The following is a 22,331-nucleotide window of genomic DNA, read 5'->3' as shown; positions in this document are numbered from 1 at the left end:
TCTATGAAAAGTTGGATTATATTAGGTTTAAGTGTTTTGATGGCCGTTGGTTGTCAAAAGAAATCAGAGTCGGCTACAGAAGCTGAGTTTGAGCATAGAGACACCTTAAATCTACCTCATTATCCCTACATAGATTACGATGAAACTTTTAAGGCTTTAAGGCTCGATAAATCTGAATTTAACGAGAAACGTCGTTATGTTCAGGATTTTTATGAAAATTACTGGGACTATAATAAAGTTAGTGGTGGCTTACTAGTGGCCAAAAATGGACAAATCATTTATGAGAATTATAGAGGATTTGCCAATTTTGAAACAGAAGAAGCATTAACTGCAGATACACCGATTCATATTGCTTCTATTTCCAAAGTTTTAACATCATTGGCGGTTTTAAAATTAGTAGAGGACGACAAGCTTAAGTTAGATCAATTAGTTTCAAATTTCTATTCGGCGTTTCCCTATAAAAATATCACGGTTAGAGATTTGTTAAGTCATCGAAGTGGATTGCCTAATTATGCCTATTTCGAGCATGATGATAAGTATTGGAACACCAATGAAATCCAAACGAATGATAATGTTTTAGAAGCTTTGGTGCAAAAGATTGGAGAGCCTTATTCAGCGCCGAATACCACTTTTAATTATAGTAATACCAACTATACTTTATTAGCTTTAATCATAGAGAAAGTTACCGGTTTAACCTATCCTGAAGCGATGAAATACATCGTTTTCGATCCTTTGAAAATGGATCATACTTTTGTTTTTAATATTAAGGACTCTGCTAAAGTTAGCCAGTCGTATACTTCTAGAAATAAACGTTGGGATTTTAATTTCTTAGATAATATCTATGGCGACAAGAATATTTATTCAACGCCAAGAGATTTATTTAAAATGGACAAAGCGATGTATTCTAAGAAGTTTTTGTCTGAGAAGCTAAAGAAATTGATGAAACAAGGCTATAGCTACGAAAAACCTGGTATTAAGAATTATGGGCTTGGATTAAGATTAATGGAGTGGGATACAGGTGAAAAGCTATGGTATCACAATGGGTGGTGGCATGGAAATTACACAACCTATGTAAGAGGCGAAAATGATTCTATCAGTATTATTGCCCTAGGAAATAAGCAAATTCGCTCTGTTTATACTTCATTTTCATTGATAGGTTTATTAGGTGATTATCCGATAACAATGGAGCTAGAGGATAGAATGGAGAAGCAGGATACACTTAAAATAGCTGCAGATAGTTTGATGCCGAAATTAGATAAGGGAGTTGTTAGGGAAAAATCGGATTTAGAAGTTCCATCTAAGCGTTCTTCTAAGAATAAGAGCTCCCAAAAAGATAGCGCAAAAGTAGTAAGTTTGTCAACTGGTAATTGAGTTGAAGTCAATAGATTAAATACAATATAGAAATGCCTAAATTCTTTCAATTTTGTCCAAAATGTGGTTCATCTAATCACAAGTTCGAGAATCATCATCGATTCGAATGTCTAGACTGTGGTTTTGTTTATTATCATAATTGTGCAGCGGCTGTAATGGTGATTATGCGCAGAGATGATAAAGTTTTATTTACGGTAAGAAATAATGAGCCTAAAAAAGGAAAATTAGACTTTCCAGGTGGGTTTGTTGATCCAAAAGAATCGGCTCAATTTGCTGCAAAGAGAGAGTTGAAAGAGGAATTGGATATCGATATTGATATGGATGATTTGGTCTTGTTAGACACCGAGCCAAATGACTATGATTTCAGAGATATCTTATATAGAACTTTAGATATTGTTTTTGAAATTGAATTAAAGGATAATCAAAAAATTAATTTAGAGAAATCTGAGATTCAAGAAGCTAAGTGGTTATCTGCGGATGAAATCGATATGGAAGATATAGGTTTCGATTCTATGAAGGCAGTGGTTAAAAAATACGTTCTAAAGTAGTTAAGAATTAAATATAAACTAAAAAGCCCTTGATAATTCAAGGGCTTTATTATTTAGAAAATTTTATTTGTCATCGAAACCATTTAAATCCCACGTATTGAGATTAGGCATAAATTGATGTGCAGTCATATCAAATTGAACAGGAACAACAGAAATATATCCATTAGCTAAAGCCCATTCATCGGTGTCTTTGCCTTTGTCCATGTTTACGAAATTACCTGTCAGCCAATAATAATTTCTTCCTCTAGGATCTACTCTTTCCTCAAAGCTTTCATCCCATTTAGCGCGAGCTTGTCTACAGATTCTAATTCCTTTTAGCTCCTCTTCTGGTAATTTTGGGATATTAACATTTAAAACTACACCATCAGGTAAACCATTTTCTAGCGTTTCCATGATGATTTTTTTAATGAATTTTTCTCCAGCTTTAAAGTCAGCGTGATAAGAAAAATCTGATAAAGAGAACCCGATGGCAGGAATTCCTTCAATTCCAGCTTCAACTGCTGCTGACATAGTTCCAGAATAAATAACATTAATTGATGAGTTAGAACCATGATTAATTCCAGAAACGCATAAATCAGGTTTTCTTGGTAAAATTCTATCAACCGCGATTTTTACTGAATCCACGGGCGTTCCACTGCAAGACCATTCTTGTACAGCCCCACCTTTTATTTCTTCTATATGAAGTGTAGAATTAATGGTGATGGCATGTCCCATGGCGCTTTGTGGGCTATCTGGAGCAACAACATAAACATCTACATCGCCGATTGATTTTACTATTTCTATTAAAGCACGTATACCAGGTGCTGTGATTCCGTCATCGTTCGTAATTAGTATCAATGGTTTTTCCATAAAAAGAAATTATATTTGTGTATTATTGTTCAAATGTAACCAATTAATCAGTTTTGGCCTTTTTTGGCTTAGGAATTGATTATTTCTTAACAAAATTTATACCCTACAATGCAATATTTAAGAAAAACCTATATACTTCTAGCGATCTTATCCATGTCGTTTTTAGTTTTCTGTTATTGTTCTCCATTACAATTGGGGGATGATTCCAAAACTAAAGAAATTATTAAGAATGTAAGAAGAACCCTTTCCTATCTACATTATTCGCCACAAGATGTGAACGACGAATTTTCGCAGAGGGTTTTTGATGGGTATTTACAGAAATTAGACCCATATAAGACTTATTTTAAAGGGAAAGATATTGAGAGCTTCTCTCAATATAAAAATAAGATGGATGATTTCTTTAATAACGAAGATTTAACTTTCTATCACCAATCGATCGACACTTTATACAATCGTGTGGAAGAATTGAAGGTCTTGACCAAAGAAATGTTGAAAAATCCATTGAATTATAACACAGATGATCAAATTTTATTTGATTCAGATAATTCTACTTATGCCAAAACTCAAGCAGAGTGGGAAAAGAAGTGGCAAGATAGATTGAAGTATAGTATTCTTCAAGAAATTGTAATCATGGAAGAGTCTGCTAAGAACGAAGAAGGTTGGGCTAAGAAAGACTCTATTGGTTTAGATAAAGGAGAATTTGACCCAAGAGGAAAAAGCTTTGGCCAGTTAGAAGCAGAAGCAAGAATGAAGGTATTCGATGATATGTCTGAGTTTTTTCGACGATTCCAGAAAAGAAAAAAAGGTGATTGGTTGTCTATTTATGTAAACTCATTTACTGAAGAATTCGATCCTCATACTAATTATTTCTCACCAAAAGAAAATGAGGACTTTGAGTTGAGCATGTCTGGTCAATTAGAAGGAATTGGAGCAACTTTAGCTGACGAAAAAGGATATCCAACCATTAAGAGTTTAGTAATTGGAGGTCCAGCTTGGAAGCAAGGTGATTTAGAAGTTGAGGATAAAATCACCAAAGTTGCACAGGGAAATAAAGAGGCTGTGAGTGTAGTTGGAATGTTGTTAGAAGATGCAATTCGCCTAATTAGAGGGGAAAAAGGTACAACCGTAACTCTTACAGTTCAGAAGAAAGATGGATCATTTAAAGAAATTAAAATCGTTAGAGATATTGTTGAGTTAGAAGAAACATTTGCCCGTGGAGCAGTTGTTCAAGACGATAAGGGGGATAACTATGGAGTGATTTACTTGCCATCTTTCTATTTAAATTATGATGGAGAAGGTCATGATGCATCAGATGATGTAGCTCGTGAGATTGAAGAATTAAAGAAAAGTAATATCAAAGGATTGGTTTTCGATGTTAGAAATAACGGAGGTGGAGACTTATCAGAATGCGTTGAAATTACAGGTCACTTTATTAACCAAGGTCCAGTTGTGCAGGTAATGCGTAGTGATGGAAATAAGAAAGAATATAATGACAAAGTTCCTGGTGTGCTTTGGGATGGACCGATGGTAGTTTTAGTGAACGAACTTTCGGCTTCGGCATCAGAAATTTTTGCTGCAGCTTTACAGGATTATGATAGAGCAATAATTTTAGGAAGTGAAAAAACTTATGGTAAAGGAACGGTTCAGACAGTTCGCCCGTTGAGCTGGTTTATGAATTCAAACGAGGAGTATGGAATGTTGAAGTTTACCATCCAAAAGTTTTATAGAATTAACGGTGGTTCAACTCAATTAGAAGGAGTTGCATCAGACATAGTGATTCCAGATAGATATTCTTATATGGATATTTCTGAAGGTTCCAGAGACGCCGCATTGCCTTGGGATCAGATTAGTTCTCTTAGCTATGATAAGTGGCCAGCACCATGGGACAAAAAAGCGGTTGTTGAGAAAAGTAAAGCTAGAATTGCACAACTTCCACAAGTTCAATTGGTAGATGAATATGCTCAATATGCTAAAAAGATGGATGATGAAAAAGTAATTAACTTGAACTATAACAAGTTTAGAGTTGAATATGATTTAAGAGAGGCTGAATCTAAAAAGTTTGAAGAGCTATCTAAATATAAAAATGGTTTAAATCTAAGTTCGCCAACTTATGAGCAAGCTTTAATTAAGAATGATACAATCTTAAAAGAGCGTAGAAAAGAATGGCACAAAAACCTTGAGAAAGATTTATACTTAGAGGAGTCTATTAATGTCTTGAGAGATATGCGTTAATTACAATTTCAAGTATTTTAAGCAATTAATTAAGGCTACTACATGGTACAAAGAGGTGAATCTCTGACTCAAATAACAATTCAAAAGCTAAAAGGAAATCCGTTAGCATTAGCTTGTCTATTTATTATCTTATTGGCGGCTTTTGTGAGTATTTTCGCCTATGCATTGGCAACAGATGATACTAAAAATGCAGCCTTACAACAAGTGTCTTTAAAGTATAAACCGATTGGATATAAGCAATTAATGCTTAAAAAGCCTCTTCCGGATTATAATAGTGGGACATCTTTCAGCGACTTTTTCTTTGGTAGAGAACAAGATTTTGAGGAAATTCCTATCGTTGATTATGAATTAACGAATGATGCTATCGTCTATACTCCTTATTCTGGAGACGGTTTAGTAGCAGAAAAAAAGTCAATTTCATTGGCTACCTATCAAGAAGATCACGAAATAGAGAAGGACTTTATCTATACCAAGACATTTTGGTTGGGTACGGACAGTTTCGGCCGAGATTTCTATTCTAGACTATTGGTCGGAACTCGAATTTCTTTCTTTGTTGGGTTTATTGCCGTATCCATTTCATTGCTTGTAGGGATAGTTATTGGTGCTTTAGGAGGTTATTACCGCGGAAAGGTAGATAATGTCATCATGTGGTTGATTAACGTTGTATGGTCGATACCTACCTTATTGTTAGTTATGGCCATCACATTAGCTATTGGTAAAGGATTTTGGCAAATTTTCATTGCTGTAGGTTTAACCATGTGGGTAGAAGTGGCACGTGTTGTTCGTGGGCAGTTTTTGAGTTATCGTGAGATGGAGTTTGTTGAAGCCGCTCGAGCTTTAGGAATGAGTGATGCAAGAATTATTTTTAAGCAGATATTACCCAATATTTTAGCGCCAGTAATAGTGATTTCCGCTGCCAATTTTGCGGCAGCCATTTTAATTGAAAGTGGTTTAAGTTTTCTTGGAATTGGAGCTCAACCACCGACGCCGAGTTGGGGAAATATTATTAAAGAGCATTATGCCCATATTATTTTAGGGAAACAACATTTAGCTATTCTTCCTGGTTTATTGATTCTATTGTTAGTAATGGCTTTCAACGTTTTTGGAAATCAACTTCGCGATGCAATGGATATAAAAGCTTAAACATATGAGAACTTTTCTGAATATTGCTTTTATTCAACTTCTGCTTTCGACTATTTCTGCGCTGCTATTAGCTCAAATGTCGTGGATTGGGAAGTTAGGCATTAGTTTATTTAATAAAAGCTATGCGTTCCTAAAATCACCTTTACAGAGCGGAGCTTATATATTTGCATCTCAATTAATCATCATTGTGATTTTACATATAGTTTATCGCATGCTCGATAAGAAAATACGTCAATGGATATGTTTTATAATTTTTCTATTGGCATGTATAGGATTGGGGTATACGATATATGATTTCAATGAAGAATTTAGCCATCGAATACTAAAAACTAAGTTTCATTTTGGTGCATATTTGATTTGGATAGGATATATGTTGACGCCGATCTATTATTTTTTACTGCCACGACGAAAGCAAGATATTGATACTGAAGATTTAGAAGAAAAAGTCTAAAATTTTTTCAAACATTATTTTTGAAAATTGAAAATAAGTTTTAATTTTGGGCTCGCCAATTCGGGATGTGGCGCAGTCTGGTAGCGTACACGCATGGGGTGCGTGTGGTCGCTGGTTCGAATCCAGTCATCCCGACGGAGTAGTTTTTTTGAAGAAGAGAAAAATAATTTAAAAAAGTTTGAAAATATTTTTGCAATTATAAAAACTTAATTTATATTTGCATCCGCTTTTACAGCATTCCTCCTTAGCTCAGCTGGTTAGAGCATCTGACTGTTAATCAGAGGGTCCTTGGTTCGAGCCCAAGAGGGGGAGCATTTAAGCACAGCCACTTACAGAAATGTAGGTGGCTTTTTTTATTTCTAATGTTAGCAGAATTGATACACAATTGTAACACAAACCTGAAATATAAAAGCTAGCAACTAGATTTTTGACGTTTGGAATCTTAATGCTCAGAAAATATCTAAATTATGAGTTCTGTTGAACCAAGCTTATATATTGTTTCGTGTTTATAAACTGCCCAAAAGCAAAAAATGCCTTATCCATTTCTCTAATGTCTTTTATTTCCTCATTTTTTATAAAATCAAGATAATAATCAAAATAAAGCTCGTGCTGTTTTGCATTTAATATTCTTGGATTATCAGGATGTAGAAAGCAAAAAGTTCTATGAATATGTTGGTCATACATAGGGTAAGTTTCTGGAGAAATAATGTGTAAAAGGAATATTTTCCAAACGAAACTTAAGGATTTGAATTCTTCTAAAAAGAAATCCAAATTGGGTGTGCTATCTTGTTTAAGTTTATTAATGATATCCAATTTAGGGATAACCTTCGCTTGAATTGAGTTTACTTTTTGAGTACTTAGCCTCATACCGTTTTTCCAAGTATATAGCTCTAAAATATCATCTGTTGTAAATTGATCTTTATTTATGTTCTGAGTATAGAAATCCATATTTGTAAAATGGTATTGCTTACTCCAAAAGCTGATAAATTCCTCTATGGATGATGTGTTTTTTGACTCAAGAATAGGATAGTTTTTCATAATATTTATAATTAATTAAGTCCTTCACTCCTCAATACTTACCTGACCATTCATTAACATAAGCAATAACCAATCTCTTAACTCAGCTAGTTTTAAACTCTCAATCTTCTTAATTCTTACCTCGTCAAAATTGGGTTTGATTTGATTATGAAATTTAGTGGATCATTTTATTACCTCAAAAATAGCTATTATAGCTTTCGAGACAATGAATTATTATAAACTTTACATAAACGTGTACGGCTAAAAATAAGGTGATAAGCTTATTAATTGAAATTTAAAAAATTAAAGTTCATTATTATAGCTATTTTAAAATGTGAATAGTTACATTTTAAACTGTAAATATTCATTTTATGTCACTTAAAGACTTATATCAAAAAGGAGTTCTAGAAAGGTCCCAAAAAATCTCTTTTCGCGTAATCATCTAAATGGTTTATAATGATATCGGTATAGTAAATCAAAGATTTTTGATAGATTTTGCAAAAATTAAAAGTAATTTTCCATTCTGTGAAAAAAGAAATAATTAAATTGCAAAAATTAAATTCGATATATGAAAAAGTATATTCTAATTTTTATCCTTTTCTTTAATGCATTTATATGTGCTCAGAGTCATTATGTAGATGCAGAGTACAGGTTAATATCTAATGGCACTCTTGTTAAAGAGAGAGTAAACTTTTCATACTATGATAAATCCGAACTGTTAACGATTCAAGATTTAGATTTTAATACAAAAAAGTCACAATATGTTAATTTAATGAGAACTGATTACGATGATAAAGGAAACTACCATATATATTATAAAACCGAAATTTCGATGAGAACAATAAATCATCGTGATTATGATCTATCACTAGTTGGGACCTTTGTTTTTATTTATGACAAGAAAAATGGGACCCCATTAGGCTTTGCTTTAAAAAATCAGTCAACAAATCATGAATGGGTCGTTTATTATAATCAAGCTGGTAAAGTTCATTATGGTTTTGACTAATGCAGGTGGTTATATCTTTTTAGGAAGTTTTGGTTTCGGAGCATAAAAATGTATTTTATATATTGCCTAATATCCTAATTTTAATAAAAAAATTCCCAAATTAATAAAGTATGTATCACTAAATAAATTTTAAGAAAAAATAAGATTTAAAAGGATTATATAGGATAAGTCATTTGCTTCTAACTGACACAAAATTAGAAAGAAAGATAATAAATGATAATATTCTAATACTGACTGTTAATCAGAGGGTCCTTGGTTCGAGCCCAAGAGGGGGAGCATTTAAGCACAGCCACTTACAGAAATGTAGGTGGCTTTTTTTATTTCGAATGTTAGCAGAATTGATACGCAATTGTAATACAAACCTGAAATAATAAAATCCTGCAACTGCATTTAAGATTATTGTCTAGCTTCAGTAATTCACTTTAAATAAGATAATTTGATTTAAGGATTTAGGCTTATCTAAATGCTTATTTTAGTATATTTAATTCATTAAAATAATCTATACTTTGTTCATATTTTCCAAGCCTTATCTTAACTCATTTATGATTAAACATATTCTCTCTTGTAACCCAATGAATGATTCTTCCTATACAGATGTTCAAGTAAATAATCCCTCTTCTGGAAGTATTAGAACTTATACTTTGAAGGTTGATGTGTGGCGTGGAGAATTGTTTAAGATTTATTCGCCTAATGGAGGTTGGCTAGATGATTATTATGCTGCGTATATCAATGATAAAGGATTTGTGTATCAGGATTGGTTGGTAGTTGAATCTAATTGTAATTTGTAATGTCTTCTCAATTTAAAGTTCCGCATCACGCTTATTTGTTATTAGAACATCAGCATCAAGGATATGTCTTGCAGCATTATTATAGCCGGGTGTCACACCATAGTGTAACAGCTGCTTTTGAAGCCTTCGAGGTTCTATTAGAAAAATGGTTAAAAGGTGGGATAACTCCAAAGAAAATAACCGAAGCTCTAACCCACATCTCTACCTATTTTATTATCCAAAGATGGTCTTCTTTAGATTTTAAAAATCAAGAGGACTTTCTCTTTATTAGAGAAAACTACTGGGGAGAAACAAGATTATTTATGGTTGTAACTAATAATACCAGCATACAAAACTTCGGAAAAATGAAATACCGTCATGATTATAGTGAGTTTAGAAGGTATTCAATGGAGTCTGACGATGACGAACTAGTGGTAAGAGCATTTCTTAATTAATGCTTAGATGCTCTTGATCTCTTATCAAAAAAGTAAGTGCTAAAATATAGTAGCTTTTCGTTCAAATTATCCAAGCTTTAACTAAACTCACTTATGATAAAACATATTCTCGCATTCACTTTTATTGCATTAATCCTCTCTTGTAATCTAACAAATGATTCTTCCTGTGCGGAAGTTCAGGTGTATAATCCATCTTCTAGAAGTAATAGAACTTACATTTTGAAGGTTGATGTGGAAAGTGGAGAATTAGTTAAGATTTATTGGCCTAATGGGGGTTGGCTAGATGATTATCATTTTGATCCACCAAGTATTTCAGGAGGAAAAGCTAGTTTTGTAGATAATCAAGATAAAGAATATCAAGTGAAGTTAATAAAGAATTCAAACTGCGATTGGTAATGGGATCAGTATTTAAAAAGCCAATGCGAACTTATCTTCTCTTTGAGTATAAAGATAACGGCTATATTTTAGATTTCGAGTTTAGTGTGACTAGTCATGATGCGATTGGAGAGAAATATGATCTCTTAGCAGAACTTATAGAGAAATTATACAAAGGTGGTTATACGCCTTCTGATGTAATAGAAAAATATAATTATCTGAGCACTTATAAAATAGAACAAGAATGGTCATATTTGTTCAGTAAAAATCACAAAGATTTAGATTTTACCAAGGGAACTTATTGGGAAGAATCAAGCCTATATTTCGTAATTACTAATATTCCAATAAGCGATTTTGGACAAATGAAATATAGGACTGGAGCGAGCGAATGGATAGTATACCCTAAGTATATTTATAAGTGGAATAAGTTTAAAAGAAGAAAAACTATGTTTTTGATCAATTAGTTTTAAGTATTTTAATAACATACAATTCCCAAAAATTCATTCATTTTATGCTGATTTTGACTCTCTATAACGTTAACATTCTCTTAAACTTTGAGATTAAGTGCTTAATTCTGTGGAATTGGCGTTTCAAACCCATAGTTTTGCTCACTTAGAAAAAATCGTAAAAACAAATTTATGAGTCAAGTAAAAGGAAATGAAACTGTAAAACTTCATTACACAGGAAAATTAAGCGACGGACAAGTATTCGATAGCTCTCTACAACGTGAGCCATTAGAAGTTAAGCTTGGCGAAGGTCAATTAATTCCTGGCTTCGAAAAAGGATTAGTAGACATGAAAGTGAACGAAAAGAAAACTTTCACGATCTCAAAAGAGGAAGCTTATGGTGAGGTTCGTGAGGATCTTTTCCAACAAATTCCTATGGAAAGCCTTCCACAGGAAATCAAACCAGAAGTGGGAATGGGACTAGTTTCTAAAAACCCAGATGGTTCTGAGCATCAATTGCGTATTGCAAAAGTAGAGGAGGATTTTATCGTTGTAGACGCTAACCACCCGTTGGCTGGTCAAGATCTAACTTTCGAATTAGAACTATTAGAAATTAAATAATGTAGGTTTAAATAATCCTCGGATTATTATATAAAAATTCATTAGTTAAAGCTCACAAGAAATTCTCTTGTGAGCTTTTTTATTGAATATTACTTTTAGCTTAAAAGAATATCAACTCATTTTAAGGTAAATTTATCGCGATCTCTTAGTGGGCAACATTTAATCTTTTAATACTTTCATAAATCTTGGAATAGCATTTAATGCACTGTCTTTGTTTTGAGCTAAATGTCGCATAAAAGCAGAGCCTATGATTCCTCCATCAACAAATTGTGATAAATAATCTAAATCCTTTTTCTCTCGTATTCCAAAGCCAACATAGCATTCATTTTTGAACTTAAATTCCTTAAGTCGAGTAAAATATGCTTCTTGTTCCTGATGTTGCAATGTATTCCCCGTAACAGAATTGGTAGAAACAGCATATACAAAGCCATTGCTTAACTCATCTAAATATTTCATTCTTTGATTATCCGTCTGTGGAGTTATGATAAATGAGAAATTGAGCTTATGTTCTTCAAAGAGTTGTTTATAATCTTTTTCATAAGCGTGAGGTGGTAAATCAGGAATGATTACACCTTGAACACCTACATTTTCGGCATCTTCACAGAATTCCTCTATTCCATACTGCATCACAGGATTCAGGTAGCCCATCAAAATCACAGGAATTTTAACCTTGGTTTTCAAGCCTTCTAATTCCTTAAAAAGTTTTGAAATATTCATTCCATTATTAATCGCAATTTGGTTAGCTTTCTGAATCACCGGGCCATCAACTACAGGATCACTATAGGGCATGCCTACTTCTATTAGGTCAGCTCCATTTTCTTCTAAAGCTTGAATAATTTCTAGGGTTGTAGCATTTTCAATAAAACCAGCCGTAAAAAATATATTTAGTTTCATGAGTTTAAATTAAAAGCGTTTAAATAGGTTTCTAAATCTTTATCGCCTCTTCCGCTTAGGCAGATAACCACTTGATCATTCGCTGTGAAATTTTGGGTTTCTAATAATGCCAAAGCATGGGCAGATTCCAAGGCTGGTAATATGCCTTCTAATCTTGTTAATTCATGTGCAGCTTTTAAAGCTTGTTCATCCGTAACAACTACTATTTTTAACCTTTTTTCTGTGGCTAAATGAGCATGAAGTGGTCCGATTCCTGGATAATCTAAACCCGCAGAAATGCTGTGTGGTTCTACCACCTGACCATCCTTAGTTTGCATAAGTAGACTTTTGCTCCCGTGCAGAATTCCTATACTTCCTAATTGATAAGTCGCAGCACTTTTTCCACTGTTCACACCTAATCCTCCTGCTTCAGCCGCAATTAATTCTACCTGAGGTTCATCTATAAAATGATAAAAAGTTCCTGCCGCATTGCTTCCTCCGCCAACGCAGGCCATAACATGTGTGGGTTGACCGCCAAATTTTTGACGAAACTGATCTTTTATTTCTTCGCTAATCACACTTTGAAACCGAGCGACGATATCAGGAAAAGGATGAGGTCCAACAGCGCTACCAATCAAATAGTGAGTATCAGTTGGGTTAGAAATCCAATCGGCTAAAGCTTCGTTTACAGCATCTTTTAAAGTCTTGCTACCACTTGTTGCAGGTCGAACTTCTGCGCCTAACATCTTCATTCTAGCTACATTGGGCGCCTGACGTTTCATGTCAACTTCACCCATATAAATAATACATTTTAAACCTCGCAAAGCGCATGCTGTTGCAGTGGCTACACCATGTTGACCAGCTCCAGTTTCAGCAATGATTCTAGTTTTACCTAACTTTTCGGCTAACAAGATTTGACCTAAAGCATTATTCATTTTATGAGAACCTGTATGGTTTAAATCCTCACGTTTTAGGTAAACATTGGTTTGGTATTTTTGGCTTAAATTTTTCGCATGATATAACGGGGTTGACCTACCCAAATAATTTTGCAATAAATCTTTGAATTCTGATTTGAACTCTTCAGATTCTATAATTTCCAAGTAATTCTCTTGCAATTCTTTTAGATTCGGATAAAGCATTTCTGGAATATAGGCTCCTCCAAATTCTCCATAATACCCAAAATTATCTGGGTTTTTGTTGATTTTATTTAAATTTTCCATGATTTAGGCTTTAATTAAGTTGTTTTTAGCAATAAAAGATTCTATCAGTTTTATGTTCTTAATGCCAGCAGAACTTTCGAATTTGCTGTTAATATCAAGTGCAAATGGAGTTTGATTGAATGTTTCAAAGTTAAAATCTGTCCCCACCGATAAGCCACCACTTAGAAAGTAAGGTTGGTTTATCTTTAAATCATTCAAAATATTCCAATCGAAAGTTCTTCCTGATCCACCGTAGCTTTTGGTGGCAGTGTCAAACAAGAAATAACTGACATAGGCTGAATATTGATTTATTTGCTCTTGTAAATGATTCGAGTTTTCAGCTACAGAAATCGCCTTAATGACAGGATAGAACTTAGAAATTTCTTTCACATCTTCTACATTTTCATTGCCATGAAGCTGAATGAAATCAAACTCGGCTTGTTGTGCTATGTCTAATAGGCTAGGAACATTTTCATTAACAAATACGCCTACTTTTTTAATTGATTTGAATGTTTTTAATTCAGATGGTTGGATCTTGTTCCAAGCATAACGTTTAGATTTTTCATAGCTAATAAATCCTATGAAGTGAACTCCCAAATCCGCTAAGGTATTGGCTTGATTTATATCTGTGATACCGCAAACTTTAATTTTCATTGATGCTTTGAATAAATTGTTTAAGTGCTTGACCTGGCTTTTCTTGTTTCATAAAATATTCACCTATTAAGAATCCATCAAAACCATTCTGTTTTAGAAGTTTGTAATCCTCGACAGAGTGAATTCCACTTTCTGCAATGACTATTCTGTCTTCTGGCAATCGATTTCTCATAGCGATTGAATGCTGTAGGTCAACTTCAAAAGTCTTTAAGTCTCTGTTGTTAATTCCCACTAAATCAACTTCATTTATTAATTTTTCAAACTCCTCTCCAGCATGGAATTCTAATAAAACCTCTAATCCTAAATCTTTAGCGATTTTAGTGAATTCGAGGATTTGAGCTTTAGAAAGCAAAGCGGCAATGAGTAAAATAAAATCCGCACCATGAGCTTTGGCTTGATGGATTTGATAAGAATCAATGATGAATTCCTTACATAAAAGTGGAGTGTCATTTTCTCTCGCTTGTTCTAAAAAATTGAAACTTCCTCCAAAGTATTTTTGATCTGTAAGAATAGAAATCGCAGCTGCACCATTATCTGAATAATCTATGGCTACTTGCTCTACTTTAGCATCTAAATTAATATTAGGTTGGCTAGGAGACTTCCTTTTGAATTCAGCAATAATTCCATTTTGGCTTTGTGCCATGCTTTGCTTAGCCGACAAACACGTGCGATTATAAAATGGCAATTGTTGTAATTTCCCTAATGGCACTTTACTTTTAACCTCACTTACTTCCCGTAATTTATGCTGAGCAATTTCGTTTAAAATATTAATCATGCTGAAATCAGTTGGTTTAAACAATTTAAGGCTGCACCACTTTCTAAGCTTTCTTTGGCTAAGTTTCTACACTCTTCAAAATCACCATATTTATGTGTGTTTTGTAATGCGATCGCTGCATTAGTGATAACAACTTCATTTTGCGCAAAACTTCCTTCACCTTTTAAAATTTTGAAAAATAAATCTGCCGCTGCTTCCTTGGTTTTTCCACCATACAAATCATGTACGGCAATTTTATTTGATTTAAACTCCGGCGGACTCAATAGCTGAGTTCCTTTTTCATCGATTACAATAGATTCTCCGGTTAGGGAAATTTCGTCGTAACCATCTAGCGAATGCACAATCGAAAAATGTGGTTTCTCCTTTTGTAAATAATAATTGTACAATCGCGCAATTTCCATATTGTAGACTCCAATCGTCGAATAGTCTGGATTGGCTGGATTAGCAAGAGGACCAAGCATATTAAAGAATGTTCTAAAGCCCAATTGTTTTCTCATAGGTGCTACTTTTTTTAAGGATGGATGGAATAGGGGAGCATGTAAAAAACAAATATTTGCTTTATCTAATTGCTTTTTTAACTGCTCGGAATCATTGGTAAACTTTACACCTAATTCTTGCATCACATTAGAAGAGCCAGAAACAGAAGAAGCCCCAATATTTCCATGTTTTGCGACCTTTTGTCCCGTTCCTGCAACAACAAAACAAGCTAATGTAGAAATATTGAAAGTGTTTTTGCCATCACCTCCAGTTCCAACTATATCCACCAAATCATTAGTGTTTAAATCTACTTTTACTGCCGTTTCATTTAAAGCATCAGTAAATCCCAAAAGTTCGTCGATGGTAATGCTTCTCATCATAAACACCGACATAAAACTGGTGATCTCATACTCGTTAAAAACTCCTCGTGGAATTTGTAACATGATGGATTTAGCCTCCTCCTTTTTAAGCGTATTGTAGGAAAATAAATATTCTAAAATATCTTTCATTTGATTGAGTTTATCCAGTTGGTAATCATTTGTTTCCCCTGAGGTGTAAGTATGCTTTCAGGGTGAAATTGAACACTTGTAATAGGAAGGCTTTTGTGTTTAAGCGACATAATAATCCCGTTTTCGTCTCTTGCAGTTACGATTAAATCATCGGGTAGGTCTTCATGATCGATAGCCCAACTATGATATCGCCCAACTTGAATAGGTTCTACTAAATTCTGATAAATACTATCCGTAGATTCAAGTTTTAAATTAGATCCAATGCCATGATGAACATGCTCTAATTGCAATAATTTTGCATTATAAACCTCTGCAAGAGCTTGATGCCCAAGACAAACACCCAAGGTTGGGATTTGAGGTGAATATTCTTTAATTACTCGTATTAAATCTCCAGCTTCAGACGGGATTCCAGGGCCTGGAGATAAAATTATAGCGTCAAAATCAGGGATGTTTATGGAGTCAATTTTATCATTTTTAACGACCACTACCTCTTGGTTAATGATTTCCTCCACCATGTGAACTAAATTGTAAGTAAATGAATCGTAGTTATCTATAATTAAAATTTTCATAAGCTTATTTTTTCTGCTAATTCTATGGCTTTTCTTAATGCGCCTAATTTATTTGAAACCTCTTCGCGCTCATTTTGAGGATTGGATTTTACCACAACACCTGCACCTGCTTGGTATTGAAGCGTATTGTTTTTAGATAAAAATGTTCTAATCATAATAGCCGTATTTACGTTTCCATTGAGGCCAACATAACCAATACTACCACCATAAAAGCCTCTAGAGCTATTCTCGTATTGGTCAATTAACTGAATAGCTTTGTGCTTGGGCGCTCCAGAAAGTGTTCCTTGTGGAAAAGTGGCAGCAATGACTTCAAATGGGTTTTTAGTTTTAGAAATTTCTCCTTCAACTTCGCTGACCATGTGAATAACGTGAGAGAAATATTTAATCTCTTTTAGTTTAGAAACGCTTACATTTTTACAAACTTTACTAAGATCATTTCTTGCTAAATCAACCAACATCGTATGTTCGGCATTTTCTTTAGCATCATGTTTTAATCTTTCAGCTTCTTTAGCATCTTCTATTAAATCGCCTGTTCTTTTAAATGTACCAGCAATAGGATGAATAGTTGCTTTTCCGTTGTCCACAATCATTTGACTTTCTGGGCTAGATCCAAAAATTCTGTAGTCGCTATAATCGAAATAAAAAAGATAGGGAGAAGGGTTAATGTTTCTGAGGGCTCTATAAACTTGAAAGTCATCTCCTATGAATCTCTGTTCAAACTTTCTGCTTAATACCAATTGAAATACATCGCCTCGAAGTCCGTGTTCAATCCCTTTTTTAACGATATCCTCAAAAGCTTGATCAGTTATATTACTTTTTTCCTCTTTATCTGCTTTAAATGGGAATAATGGAAAATCTCTGTTTCTTAAGATAGATTGAATCCTGCTAGTTTCCGACTTAACTCCCTGAATTCTGTTTTCATATAAGTGAATCTGGTCGGTATAATTATCAATTACAATCACATATTGATATAGTCGATATCTCATTAGCGGAAGAGGACAATCATTTTTAAATTTTAAATCTTCAAAGAACTGAACTGAATCATAGGCTGTATAACCAAATAGACTTTGAGCGATAGCATGATCATTTTCTTCTTTTTCAATTTCAAAACTATTCCTGAATTCATCGAGAATTTCGTTTGGCTTTTTATTGATTTTAAACTCAATAACTTCTTGTAAAGGCAGTTTTAACTCTCCTTTTTCAAGGTCTGAAATCTCTACGCCCGCAATAGGATTGATACAAATTATAGATTTACTCTGACTAGAATTTTGATGATCAGTACTTTCTAAAAGACAAGTTTCTCTAAAGATGTCTCTCATTTTTAGATAAATCCCAACCGGCGTATGCAAGTCGGCGGGAGAAGTATAGCATTTAGTATTTAGTTTCATTTGTTAAGTTTTAATCAAAAAAAAAGACCTCGATAAATCATAGATTTATCGAGGTCTTCTTCCAAAAATTATAACATAGGTTATGTGACAGACACCGATAAATCGAGACTGTTCCAGCACCATGCTATGTTGTTAAATTGTAACATTGAGGTAAAATTAGAAATTATTTTGTGAAAACCAACAAGTGAAAGCAAACTTTATTTCAATTTTATTTTGAAGGCCTAATGTTTAAACAAATCGTTAAGATTAGATTTATCATAGCTTTATTTTTCATGACTATAAGTGTAATTAGTACATTTGCCCCCTCTTATAAGTTTTTTACATGTCTAAAGCAGGTCAAATAGTTGAAATACCCTCTGAGGCCTCAATTTATTCCAGATTTGAGAATCATTTTCATTCGCTAAAAGCCGAACTCGACTTTCATGCGGAAGCTTTGCCCTATAATTTGTTCGATGGCTTTTTGGTTGGGGAACATTATGGTTTAGATGATTTTGTAATTGGACAAAGAAAGGGAATCAATGTTGGCGGAAAAGACAAGCCTCTATATGTCATCGGGAAAAATCAAGAGTACAATCAACTCTTTGTAGGAGCAGGTTTGGAGCATCCGGGATTAATGAGAAAGGTGTTTCGCTATGAGAAAAGTGATTTTGAACTGAATACGGAATTTTGTCAAGATTTTAAAAGCTTAAATGATACTGAAGTTCAAGTTGGTTTTTACCATAAGAACGATTTAAAACTTGCGAAATTATTTGTACTTGAGGATAATGTGTATTTAAAGTTTGAGAATTCTATGCATGTTTTAGACTTAAATCAAGTGAAAAATATAATTAAAAACGATCAAGAAATATTAAATATAAAACCTAATAAAAATGAAAATTAAATTTACAATTCTTCATTTTATTATTTCTATAGTTGCGTTGGCTCAATCTGCGCCAGCCTATTATAATTCTATAGATTTTAGTAAAACGGGAAATGAAATGAAGGCGCAGCTAACAAGCCTTATTACGAGTACCCACACCAATGTCATCAGTTATAATGAGGTAAGAGAACTGATTAAAACCAGTGACAAGGATCCTAATAATCCTAACAACATCTTGTTAATTTATGGGTCTGAATCTTCTGGAACTCACCAAAGAAGTAGATCGGTAAATGGCGATTGGAACAGAGAGCATGTTTATGCTAAATCTAAGGGAACTCCAAATTTAGGAAACTCTGGACCTGGAGCAGATGGACATCATATTAGACCTGCTGATATGAGATTGAATAGTATGCGTAGTAATTATTCTTTTGATGATGGTTATGGAGCTACGGCATACAGAACCAGTCGTGGTGGTTGGTATCCAGGCGACGAATGGAAAGGAGATGTTGCGCGTATTATTATGTACATGTATGTGCGTTATCAAAACAGAGCACAGCCTCTGAATATTACTTTTCCACCTGCTACTTATTCTAGTGATTTCCCAGATATTCTTTTAAAATGGAACGTAGAAGATCCTGTTTCTGAATTCGAGGTTCAACGTAATAATATCGTAGCCAATGTTCAAAATAATAGAAATCCATTTATTGATAATCCTTATTTAGCAACGGTTATTTGGGGAGGAATTCCAGCTGAAAATAAATGGCCTAACAACTTTGGTGATGATGGTACGCCTGATGAAATTAATCCTTCTGTACCACAAAACTTAGAGGTGACTTATGCAACGGATAGAAGTCTTTCAGTGCAATGGGATGCATCAACAGACAATATTAGTGTTGCGGGTTATGATGTTTATGTAGATGGAGAATTCTATGCTAACGTTTATACCAATAATGTTGTGATTAGTGGATTACAGCCTGATACAACTTATGATATTTCGGTTGCAGCTTTTGATGCGGCAGGAAATAGATCGGAGATGAGTGAAACCATTCAAGGGCAAACTACAAATACCGGAGAAGGTGGAACTGGAGCAACTTGTGGCGTAGAGGACTTTGAGAATATTCCGTCTACGGGAGGAAACCCACCTGCGTCTAGTTATACCAACAGAACGTGGACTAACAATGGTATCGTTTGGAATGCGACCAATGCAAGAACCGACCGTCAGATTTATATTGATGGTGATAATGACAAGTCAATCTGTATTAGAAAAGGTAGCCTAACTTCTTCTACGATTAGCGGAGGTATTGGTTCGTTAAGTGTTAGAACTTATTTACCATTTAGAGATTCAGATGGATATTATACATTAAAAATTAATGGAGAAGTAAAAGGACAAATTCCTTATTCAGATGATCCAAGTACTTATACCATTGAAAATATTAATGTGGCGGGTGATTTCACTATCGAGTTAGTGGATTCTACAACTTCTAATAGAGTTTCATTCGATGACCTATCTTGGACTTGTTACGAAACTTTAGACGTATCTGATGTAACTGAAGAAAGTAATGAATTTAAAGTTTATCCGAATCCAATTACAGATAACGTATTTTTTGTAGATGGTTTATCTGAGGCTGAGACTTTAAACATTTATAATCTAGAAGGGAAGTTGGTTCAAACACTAAAAGCGGTTAGAAATAACCAAAAATTAAGCTTGAAAAACTTACCTAAAGGTGTTTATTTCATCAATAGAAAGAATCAGTCAACCAAAGTTTTAGTTAAGTAGGATTTATTTAATTTCTAAATAAACATAATAAGCCCAAAGATGTCGCGTCTTTGGGCTTATTTATTTTAGCTTCAATTTCTTATTTATAAAGGGTATTAATCAAATCAGCATAATTCTTTTCAATCACTTTTCTCTTTAGTTTTAAGGTTGGCGTTAACTCATCTTTTTCCATAGAAAACTCATGAGCCAAAACCCTAAATCTTTTTACTTTTTCATAATTTGATAAATCCTTTTGCTCTTCATTGATAGAAGTATTTATGGCTTTAAGCAAGTCTTGATTCTGAGCTAATCCCTCGAAATTATCATAATTTATTCCTTGTTCTTTTGCCCATTCTTCCACATATTCTTGGTCTAAAGTAAATAAACCAGAAACATAAGATCTTCCCTCTCCAATAATCATAGCTTGAGCAATAAAGCGACTTTGAGCCAAGCGACCTTCTACAAGTTGAGGTGCAATATATTTACCATTCGCTGTTTTAATTAATTGCTTAATTCTATCGGTGATATACAAGAAACCATCCTCGTCTAATCGGCCAGCATCACCTGTTTTAAACCAACCATCTTCTGTAAAACGCTCTTTGGACTCTTCCTCGAGCTGATAATAGCCAGAAGTAATCGTTTTTCCTTTCACCAGAATTTCATTGTTTTCACCAATCTTAAGGTCAACATTCACGATGGGTTTTCCTACAGAACCAACTCTATAATCTTCATTGGTGAATGAGGTGACTGTCGCAGTGCTTTCTGTTAAACCATAGCCCACCAACAAAGGAATATTAATCGCTCTAAAGAACTCCACCAAATGATCAGAAATATAAGCTCCTCCGCATGGACAATAAACTATATTTCCACCCAGTTTTGCTCTAATAGTTTTAAAGACCAATCTATCAGCAAGCTTATGTTTTAAAGATAATAGCGCAGGAACTTTTTGCTTGTTTTGAATAAATTCCGAGTGCTTTTTTCCTTGTTTTAATGCCCAATTAAAGACGTTTTGTGTAATAGAAGATTGCTTTGAAATTTCATCCATAATCTTGCCGTGAATCTTTTCGTAAAGACGAGGAACAGCACAGAATGTTTCGGGTTTAATCTTTTCAATGGCACTGGCAATTACTTTTGGATTGCTGAGGTAAACATTCGACATTCCGTTGGATAAGATAATGTAAGTCCAACTTCGTTCATATACGTGTGAAAGTGGAAGAAATGCCAATGAAGTGTAACTTGGTTTAAACTCATACACCTCATTATGATTCGCTAATAAAGCATTGAACTGCGAGTGATGCACTTGAACTCCTTTAGGTTCGCCTGTTGTACCACTTGTATAAATTAAGGTGGTAAGATCAGACTCCTTGATCGAGGCGGTTCTTTTCTTTAAGTCATCATTTAAATTTTGATCATCATAAAGCTCAAACCAATCTTTAAAATAAATACTATTTTCTGTTTTTAAATCTACTTGATCATCAAAAACAATTATTCTATATTCTTCTTTGTTTTTAATTTTCAAGAGCTCATTATATTGCTCTTTACTTCCTGCAAAAACCAATTGAGAACCGGAATCTTTTAAAATAAACTCAGTTTGAACATAATTATTGGTGGCAAATATGGGAACGCTAATAATTCTTGCCTGAATACATGCTAAATCAACCAAAGTCCATTCGGGACAGTTTTGAGAAAAAATAGCCACGCGACTCATTTGATCTTGTCCCTCGGCAATTAAGCTTGTAGCGATCTTTTGGATCGTAGAAATCGCCATAGAGCCGGTGTAGTTTCGGCCAGATGAATAACTCCTTAAAAATACTTTATCAGGATCTTGTTGAAAGCTTTTTAATACTTCAGCACCGATATTATTCTCCATAAATTTTGCCTTTTGCTTAATTTAAATACAGTTTAAAATGAAAAACATCTTAAGTTGAAGTCTAAAGTTATTAAATTTAAACCTTACTTAAGATGTTCTATTAAAATTACAATCTTAGATT

General features: G+C 33.9%; 23 protein-coding genes and 2 tRNA genes. 15 read left to right on the top strand and 10 right to left on the bottom strand.

The annotated features are described in order from the left end of the window. Positions 1-3 precede the first annotated feature (3 nt). Positions 4-1,371, top strand: coding sequence for a serine hydrolase domain-containing protein (locus NLM59_RS04660; RefSeq protein ID WP_304416587.1), 1,368 nt, complete (start codon positions 4-6; stop codon positions 1,369-1,371). A 32-nt stretch (positions 1,372-1,403) separates the two neighbouring features. After that, positions 1,404-1,919, top strand: coding sequence for an NUDIX hydrolase (locus NLM59_RS04655; protein WP_304416586.1), 516 nt, complete (start codon positions 1,404-1,406; stop codon positions 1,917-1,919). A gap of 63 nt (positions 1,920-1,982) precedes the next feature. On the opposite strand, the gene surE is transcribed toward NLM59_RS04655, so the two are convergent. Further along, positions 1,983-2,768 carry a 5'/3'-nucleotidase SurE gene (gene surE, locus NLM59_RS04650; RefSeq protein ID WP_304416585.1) on the bottom strand — a complete coding sequence of 262 codons (786 nt, stop codon included), beginning with the start codon at positions 2,766-2,768 and terminating at the stop codon, positions 1,983-1,985. 108 nt (positions 2,769-2,876) lie between these two features. On the opposite strand from surE, the gene NLM59_RS04645 reads away from it, so the two are divergent. The 5 genes from NLM59_RS04645 (at position 2,877) to NLM59_RS04625 (ending at position 6,906) form a co-directional block, all read left to right on the top strand. Continuing rightward, positions 2,877-5,000 (top strand): carboxy terminal-processing peptidase, encoded by a 2,124-nt coding sequence (locus NLM59_RS04645; RefSeq protein WP_304416584.1) that lies wholly within the window; start codon positions 2,877-2,879, stop codon positions 4,998-5,000. A gap of 42 nt (positions 5,001-5,042) precedes the next feature. Beyond that, complete coding sequence (locus NLM59_RS04640; protein WP_304416583.1) at positions 5,043-6,143, top strand: ABC transporter permease; 1,101 nt, start codon at positions 5,043-5,045, stop codon at positions 6,141-6,143. A 4-nt stretch (positions 6,144-6,147) separates the two neighbouring features. Further along, the gene (locus NLM59_RS04635) at positions 6,148-6,594 is read left to right on the top strand and encodes a hypothetical protein (protein WP_304416582.1); all 447 of its coding nucleotides are present in this window, start codon (positions 6,148-6,150) and stop codon (positions 6,592-6,594) included. A 61-nt stretch (positions 6,595-6,655) separates the two neighbouring features. After that, a tRNA-Pro gene (locus tag NLM59_RS04630) sits at positions 6,656-6,729 on the top strand. Positions 6,730-6,832: 103 nt separating this feature from the next. Then, positions 6,833-6,906 (top strand) — tRNA-Asn (locus NLM59_RS04625). 153 nt (positions 6,907-7,059) lie between these two features. Here NLM59_RS04625 and NLM59_RS04620 read toward each other — a convergent pair. Beyond that, entirely contained in the window at positions 7,060-7,632 is a 573-nt protein-coding gene (locus NLM59_RS04620) for a hypothetical protein (RefSeq protein ID WP_304416581.1), read from the bottom strand. A 547-nt stretch (positions 7,633-8,179) separates the two neighbouring features. On the opposite strand from NLM59_RS04620, the gene NLM59_RS04615 reads away from it, so the two are divergent. From NLM59_RS04615 to NLM59_RS04590, 6 genes are all read left to right on the top strand, one after another. Continuing rightward, positions 8,180-8,617 carry a hypothetical protein gene (locus NLM59_RS04615; RefSeq protein ID WP_304416580.1) on the top strand — a complete coding sequence of 146 codons (438 nt, stop codon included), beginning with the start codon at positions 8,180-8,182 and terminating at the stop codon, positions 8,615-8,617. A 542-nt stretch (positions 8,618-9,159) separates the two neighbouring features. After that, positions 9,160-9,405 carry a hypothetical protein gene (locus NLM59_RS04610; protein ID WP_304416579.1) on the top strand — a complete coding sequence of 82 codons (246 nt, stop codon included), beginning with the start codon at positions 9,160-9,162 and terminating at the stop codon, positions 9,403-9,405. Then, a complete protein-coding gene (locus NLM59_RS04605; protein ID WP_304416578.1) occupies positions 9,405-9,839 on the top strand; it encodes a hypothetical protein in 435 nt (144 codons plus the stop codon). The genes NLM59_RS04610 and NLM59_RS04605 overlap by 1 nt, the downstream gene beginning before the upstream one ends. 93 nt (positions 9,840-9,932) lie before the next feature. Next, positions 9,933-10,235: a hypothetical protein gene (locus NLM59_RS04600; RefSeq protein ID WP_304416577.1), complete on the top strand. Its 303-nt coding sequence runs from the start codon at positions 9,933-9,935 to the stop codon at positions 10,233-10,235. Continuing rightward, positions 10,235-10,678: a hypothetical protein gene (locus NLM59_RS04595; RefSeq protein ID WP_304416576.1), complete on the top strand. Its 444-nt coding sequence runs from the start codon at positions 10,235-10,237 to the stop codon at positions 10,676-10,678. The genes NLM59_RS04600 and NLM59_RS04595 overlap by 1 nt, the downstream gene beginning before the upstream one ends. Before the next feature lie 174 nt (positions 10,679-10,852). After that, entirely contained in the window at positions 10,853-11,281 is a 429-nt protein-coding gene (locus tag NLM59_RS04590) for an FKBP-type peptidyl-prolyl cis-trans isomerase (RefSeq protein WP_304416575.1), read from the top strand. 159 nt (positions 11,282-11,440) lie between these two features. Here NLM59_RS04590 and trpA read toward each other — a convergent pair whose 3' ends face one another. From trpA to NLM59_RS04555, 7 genes are read right to left on the bottom strand one after another with little or no spacing between them, the layout of a single operon-like run. Beyond that, complete coding sequence (gene trpA / locus NLM59_RS04585) at positions 11,441-12,175, bottom strand: tryptophan synthase subunit alpha (RefSeq protein ID WP_304416574.1); 735 nt, start codon at positions 12,173-12,175, stop codon at positions 11,441-11,443. Then, positions 12,172-13,374: a tryptophan synthase subunit beta gene (trpB, locus tag NLM59_RS04580; protein ID WP_407986219.1), complete on the bottom strand. Its 1,203-nt coding sequence runs from the start codon at positions 13,372-13,374 to the stop codon at positions 12,172-12,174. Before trpB ends, trpA begins: the two co-directional genes overlap by 4 nt. 3 nt (positions 13,375-13,377) lie before the next feature. Next, entirely contained in the window at positions 13,378-14,007 is a 630-nt protein-coding gene (locus NLM59_RS04575) for a phosphoribosylanthranilate isomerase (RefSeq protein WP_304416573.1), read from the bottom strand. After that, complete coding sequence (gene trpC, locus NLM59_RS04570; RefSeq protein WP_304416572.1) at positions 13,997-14,782, bottom strand: indole-3-glycerol phosphate synthase TrpC; 786 nt, start codon at positions 14,780-14,782, stop codon at positions 13,997-13,999. The genes NLM59_RS04575 and trpC overlap by 11 nt, the downstream gene beginning before the upstream one ends. Further along, a complete protein-coding gene (gene trpD / locus NLM59_RS04565) occupies positions 14,779-15,768 on the bottom strand; it encodes an anthranilate phosphoribosyltransferase (protein ID WP_304416571.1) in 990 nt (329 codons plus the stop codon). The genes trpC and trpD overlap by 4 nt, the downstream gene beginning before the upstream one ends. Beyond that, on the bottom strand, positions 15,765-16,337 hold the full coding sequence (locus NLM59_RS04560) for an anthranilate synthase component II (protein WP_304416570.1): 573 nt from the start codon (positions 16,335-16,337) through the stop codon (positions 15,765-15,767). The genes trpD and NLM59_RS04560 overlap by 4 nt, the downstream gene beginning before the upstream one ends. Then, complete coding sequence (locus tag NLM59_RS04555; RefSeq protein ID WP_304416569.1) at positions 16,334-17,725, bottom strand: anthranilate synthase component I family protein; 1,392 nt, start codon at positions 17,723-17,725, stop codon at positions 16,334-16,336. Before NLM59_RS04555 ends, NLM59_RS04560 begins: the two co-directional genes overlap by 4 nt. 322 nt (positions 17,726-18,047) lie before the next feature. On the opposite strand from NLM59_RS04555, the gene NLM59_RS04550 reads away from it, so the two are divergent. Together NLM59_RS04550 and NLM59_RS04545 are read left to right on the top strand one after the other, a co-directional pair. Continuing rightward, on the top strand, positions 18,048-18,605 hold the full coding sequence (locus NLM59_RS04550; RefSeq protein WP_304416568.1) for a tRNA methyl transferase PRC-barrel domain-containing protein: 558 nt from the start codon (positions 18,048-18,050) through the stop codon (positions 18,603-18,605). Further along, positions 18,595-20,361 (top strand): endonuclease, encoded by a 1,767-nt coding sequence (locus tag NLM59_RS04545; protein WP_304416567.1) that lies wholly within the window; start codon positions 18,595-18,597, stop codon positions 20,359-20,361. Before NLM59_RS04550 ends, NLM59_RS04545 begins: the two co-directional genes overlap by 11 nt. A 79-nt stretch (positions 20,362-20,440) precedes the next feature. Here NLM59_RS04545 and NLM59_RS04540 read toward each other — a convergent pair whose 3' ends face one another. Next, positions 20,441-22,210, bottom strand: coding sequence for an AMP-dependent synthetase/ligase (locus tag NLM59_RS04540; protein WP_304416566.1), 1,770 nt, complete (start codon positions 22,208-22,210; stop codon positions 20,441-20,443). Positions 22,211-22,331: the final 121 nt, after the last annotated feature.

Origin of the sequence: Profundicola chukchiensis (genome assembly GCF_029664245.1) — a bacterium.
GTDB lineage: Bacteria > Bacteroidota > Bacteroidia > Flavobacteriales > Weeksellaceae > Profundicola > Profundicola chukchiensis.
The sequence above is the reverse complement of the archived record's forward strand: the minus strand, read 5'-3'. Positions and strand labels throughout refer to the sequence as shown.

Bases quoted from the DNA above. Each gene is read 5' to 3' on its own strand.
- NLM59_RS04635 (WP_304416582.1), top strand. From the start codon at position 6,148: ATGAGAACTTTTCTGAATATTGCTTTTATTCAACTTCTGCTTTCGACT.
- NLM59_RS04645 (WP_304416584.1), top strand. From the start codon at position 2,877: ATGCAATATTTAAGAAAAACCTATATACTTCTAGCGATCTTATCCATG.
- NLM59_RS04555 (WP_304416569.1), bottom strand. From the start codon at position 17,725: ATGAAACTAAATACTAAATGCTATACTTCTCCCGCCGACTTGCATACG.
- trpD (WP_304416571.1), bottom strand. From the start codon at position 15,768: ATGAAAGATATTTTAGAATATTTATTTTCCTACAATACGCTTAAAAAG.
- NLM59_RS04615 (WP_304416580.1), top strand. From the start codon at position 8,180: ATGAAAAAGTATATTCTAATTTTTATCCTTTTCTTTAATGCATTTATA.
- NLM59_RS04595 (WP_304416576.1), top strand. From the start codon at position 10,235: ATGGGATCAGTATTTAAAAAGCCAATGCGAACTTATCTTCTCTTTGAG.
- NLM59_RS04545 (WP_304416567.1), top strand. From the start codon at position 18,595: ATGAAAATTAAATTTACAATTCTTCATTTTATTATTTCTATAGTTGCG.
- NLM59_RS04575 (WP_304416573.1), bottom strand. From the start codon at position 14,007: ATGAAAATTAAAGTTTGCGGTATCACAGATATAAATCAAGCCAATACC.
- NLM59_RS04620 (WP_304416581.1), bottom strand. From the start codon at position 7,632: ATGAAAAACTATCCTATTCTTGAGTCAAAAAACACATCATCCATAGAG.
- NLM59_RS04610 (WP_304416579.1), top strand. From the start codon at position 9,160: ATGATTAAACATATTCTCTCTTGTAACCCAATGAATGATTCTTCCTAT.
- NLM59_RS04605 (WP_304416578.1), top strand. From the start codon at position 9,405: ATGTCTTCTCAATTTAAAGTTCCGCATCACGCTTATTTGTTATTAGAA.
- NLM59_RS04540 (WP_304416566.1), bottom strand. From the start codon at position 22,210: ATGGAGAATAATATCGGTGCTGAAGTATTAAAAAGCTTTCAACAAGAT.
- NLM59_RS04550 (WP_304416568.1), top strand. From the start codon at position 18,048: ATGTCTAAAGCAGGTCAAATAGTTGAAATACCCTCTGAGGCCTCAATT.
- surE (WP_304416585.1), bottom strand. From the start codon at position 2,768: ATGGAAAAACCATTGATACTAATTACGAACGATGACGGAATCACAGCA.
- NLM59_RS04640 (WP_304416583.1), top strand. From the start codon at position 5,043: ATGGTACAAAGAGGTGAATCTCTGACTCAAATAACAATTCAAAAGCTA.
- NLM59_RS04590 (WP_304416575.1), top strand. From the start codon at position 10,853: ATGAGTCAAGTAAAAGGAAATGAAACTGTAAAACTTCATTACACAGGA.
- NLM59_RS04600 (WP_304416577.1), top strand. From the start codon at position 9,933: ATGATAAAACATATTCTCGCATTCACTTTTATTGCATTAATCCTCTCT.
- trpB (WP_407986219.1), bottom strand. From the start codon at position 13,374: ATGGAAAATTTAAATAAAATCAACAAAAACCCAGATAATTTTGGGTAT.
- trpC (WP_304416572.1), bottom strand. From the start codon at position 14,782: ATGATTAATATTTTAAACGAAATTGCTCAGCATAAATTACGGGAAGTA.
- NLM59_RS04660 (WP_304416587.1), top strand. From the start codon at position 4: ATGAAAAGTTGGATTATATTAGGTTTAAGTGTTTTGATGGCCGTTGGT.
- trpA (WP_304416574.1), bottom strand. From the start codon at position 12,175: ATGAAACTAAATATATTTTTTACGGCTGGTTTTATTGAAAATGCTACA.
- NLM59_RS04655 (WP_304416586.1), top strand. From the start codon at position 1,404: ATGCCTAAATTCTTTCAATTTTGTCCAAAATGTGGTTCATCTAATCAC.
- NLM59_RS04560 (WP_304416570.1), bottom strand. From the start codon at position 16,337: ATGAAAATTTTAATTATAGATAACTACGATTCATTTACTTACAATTTA.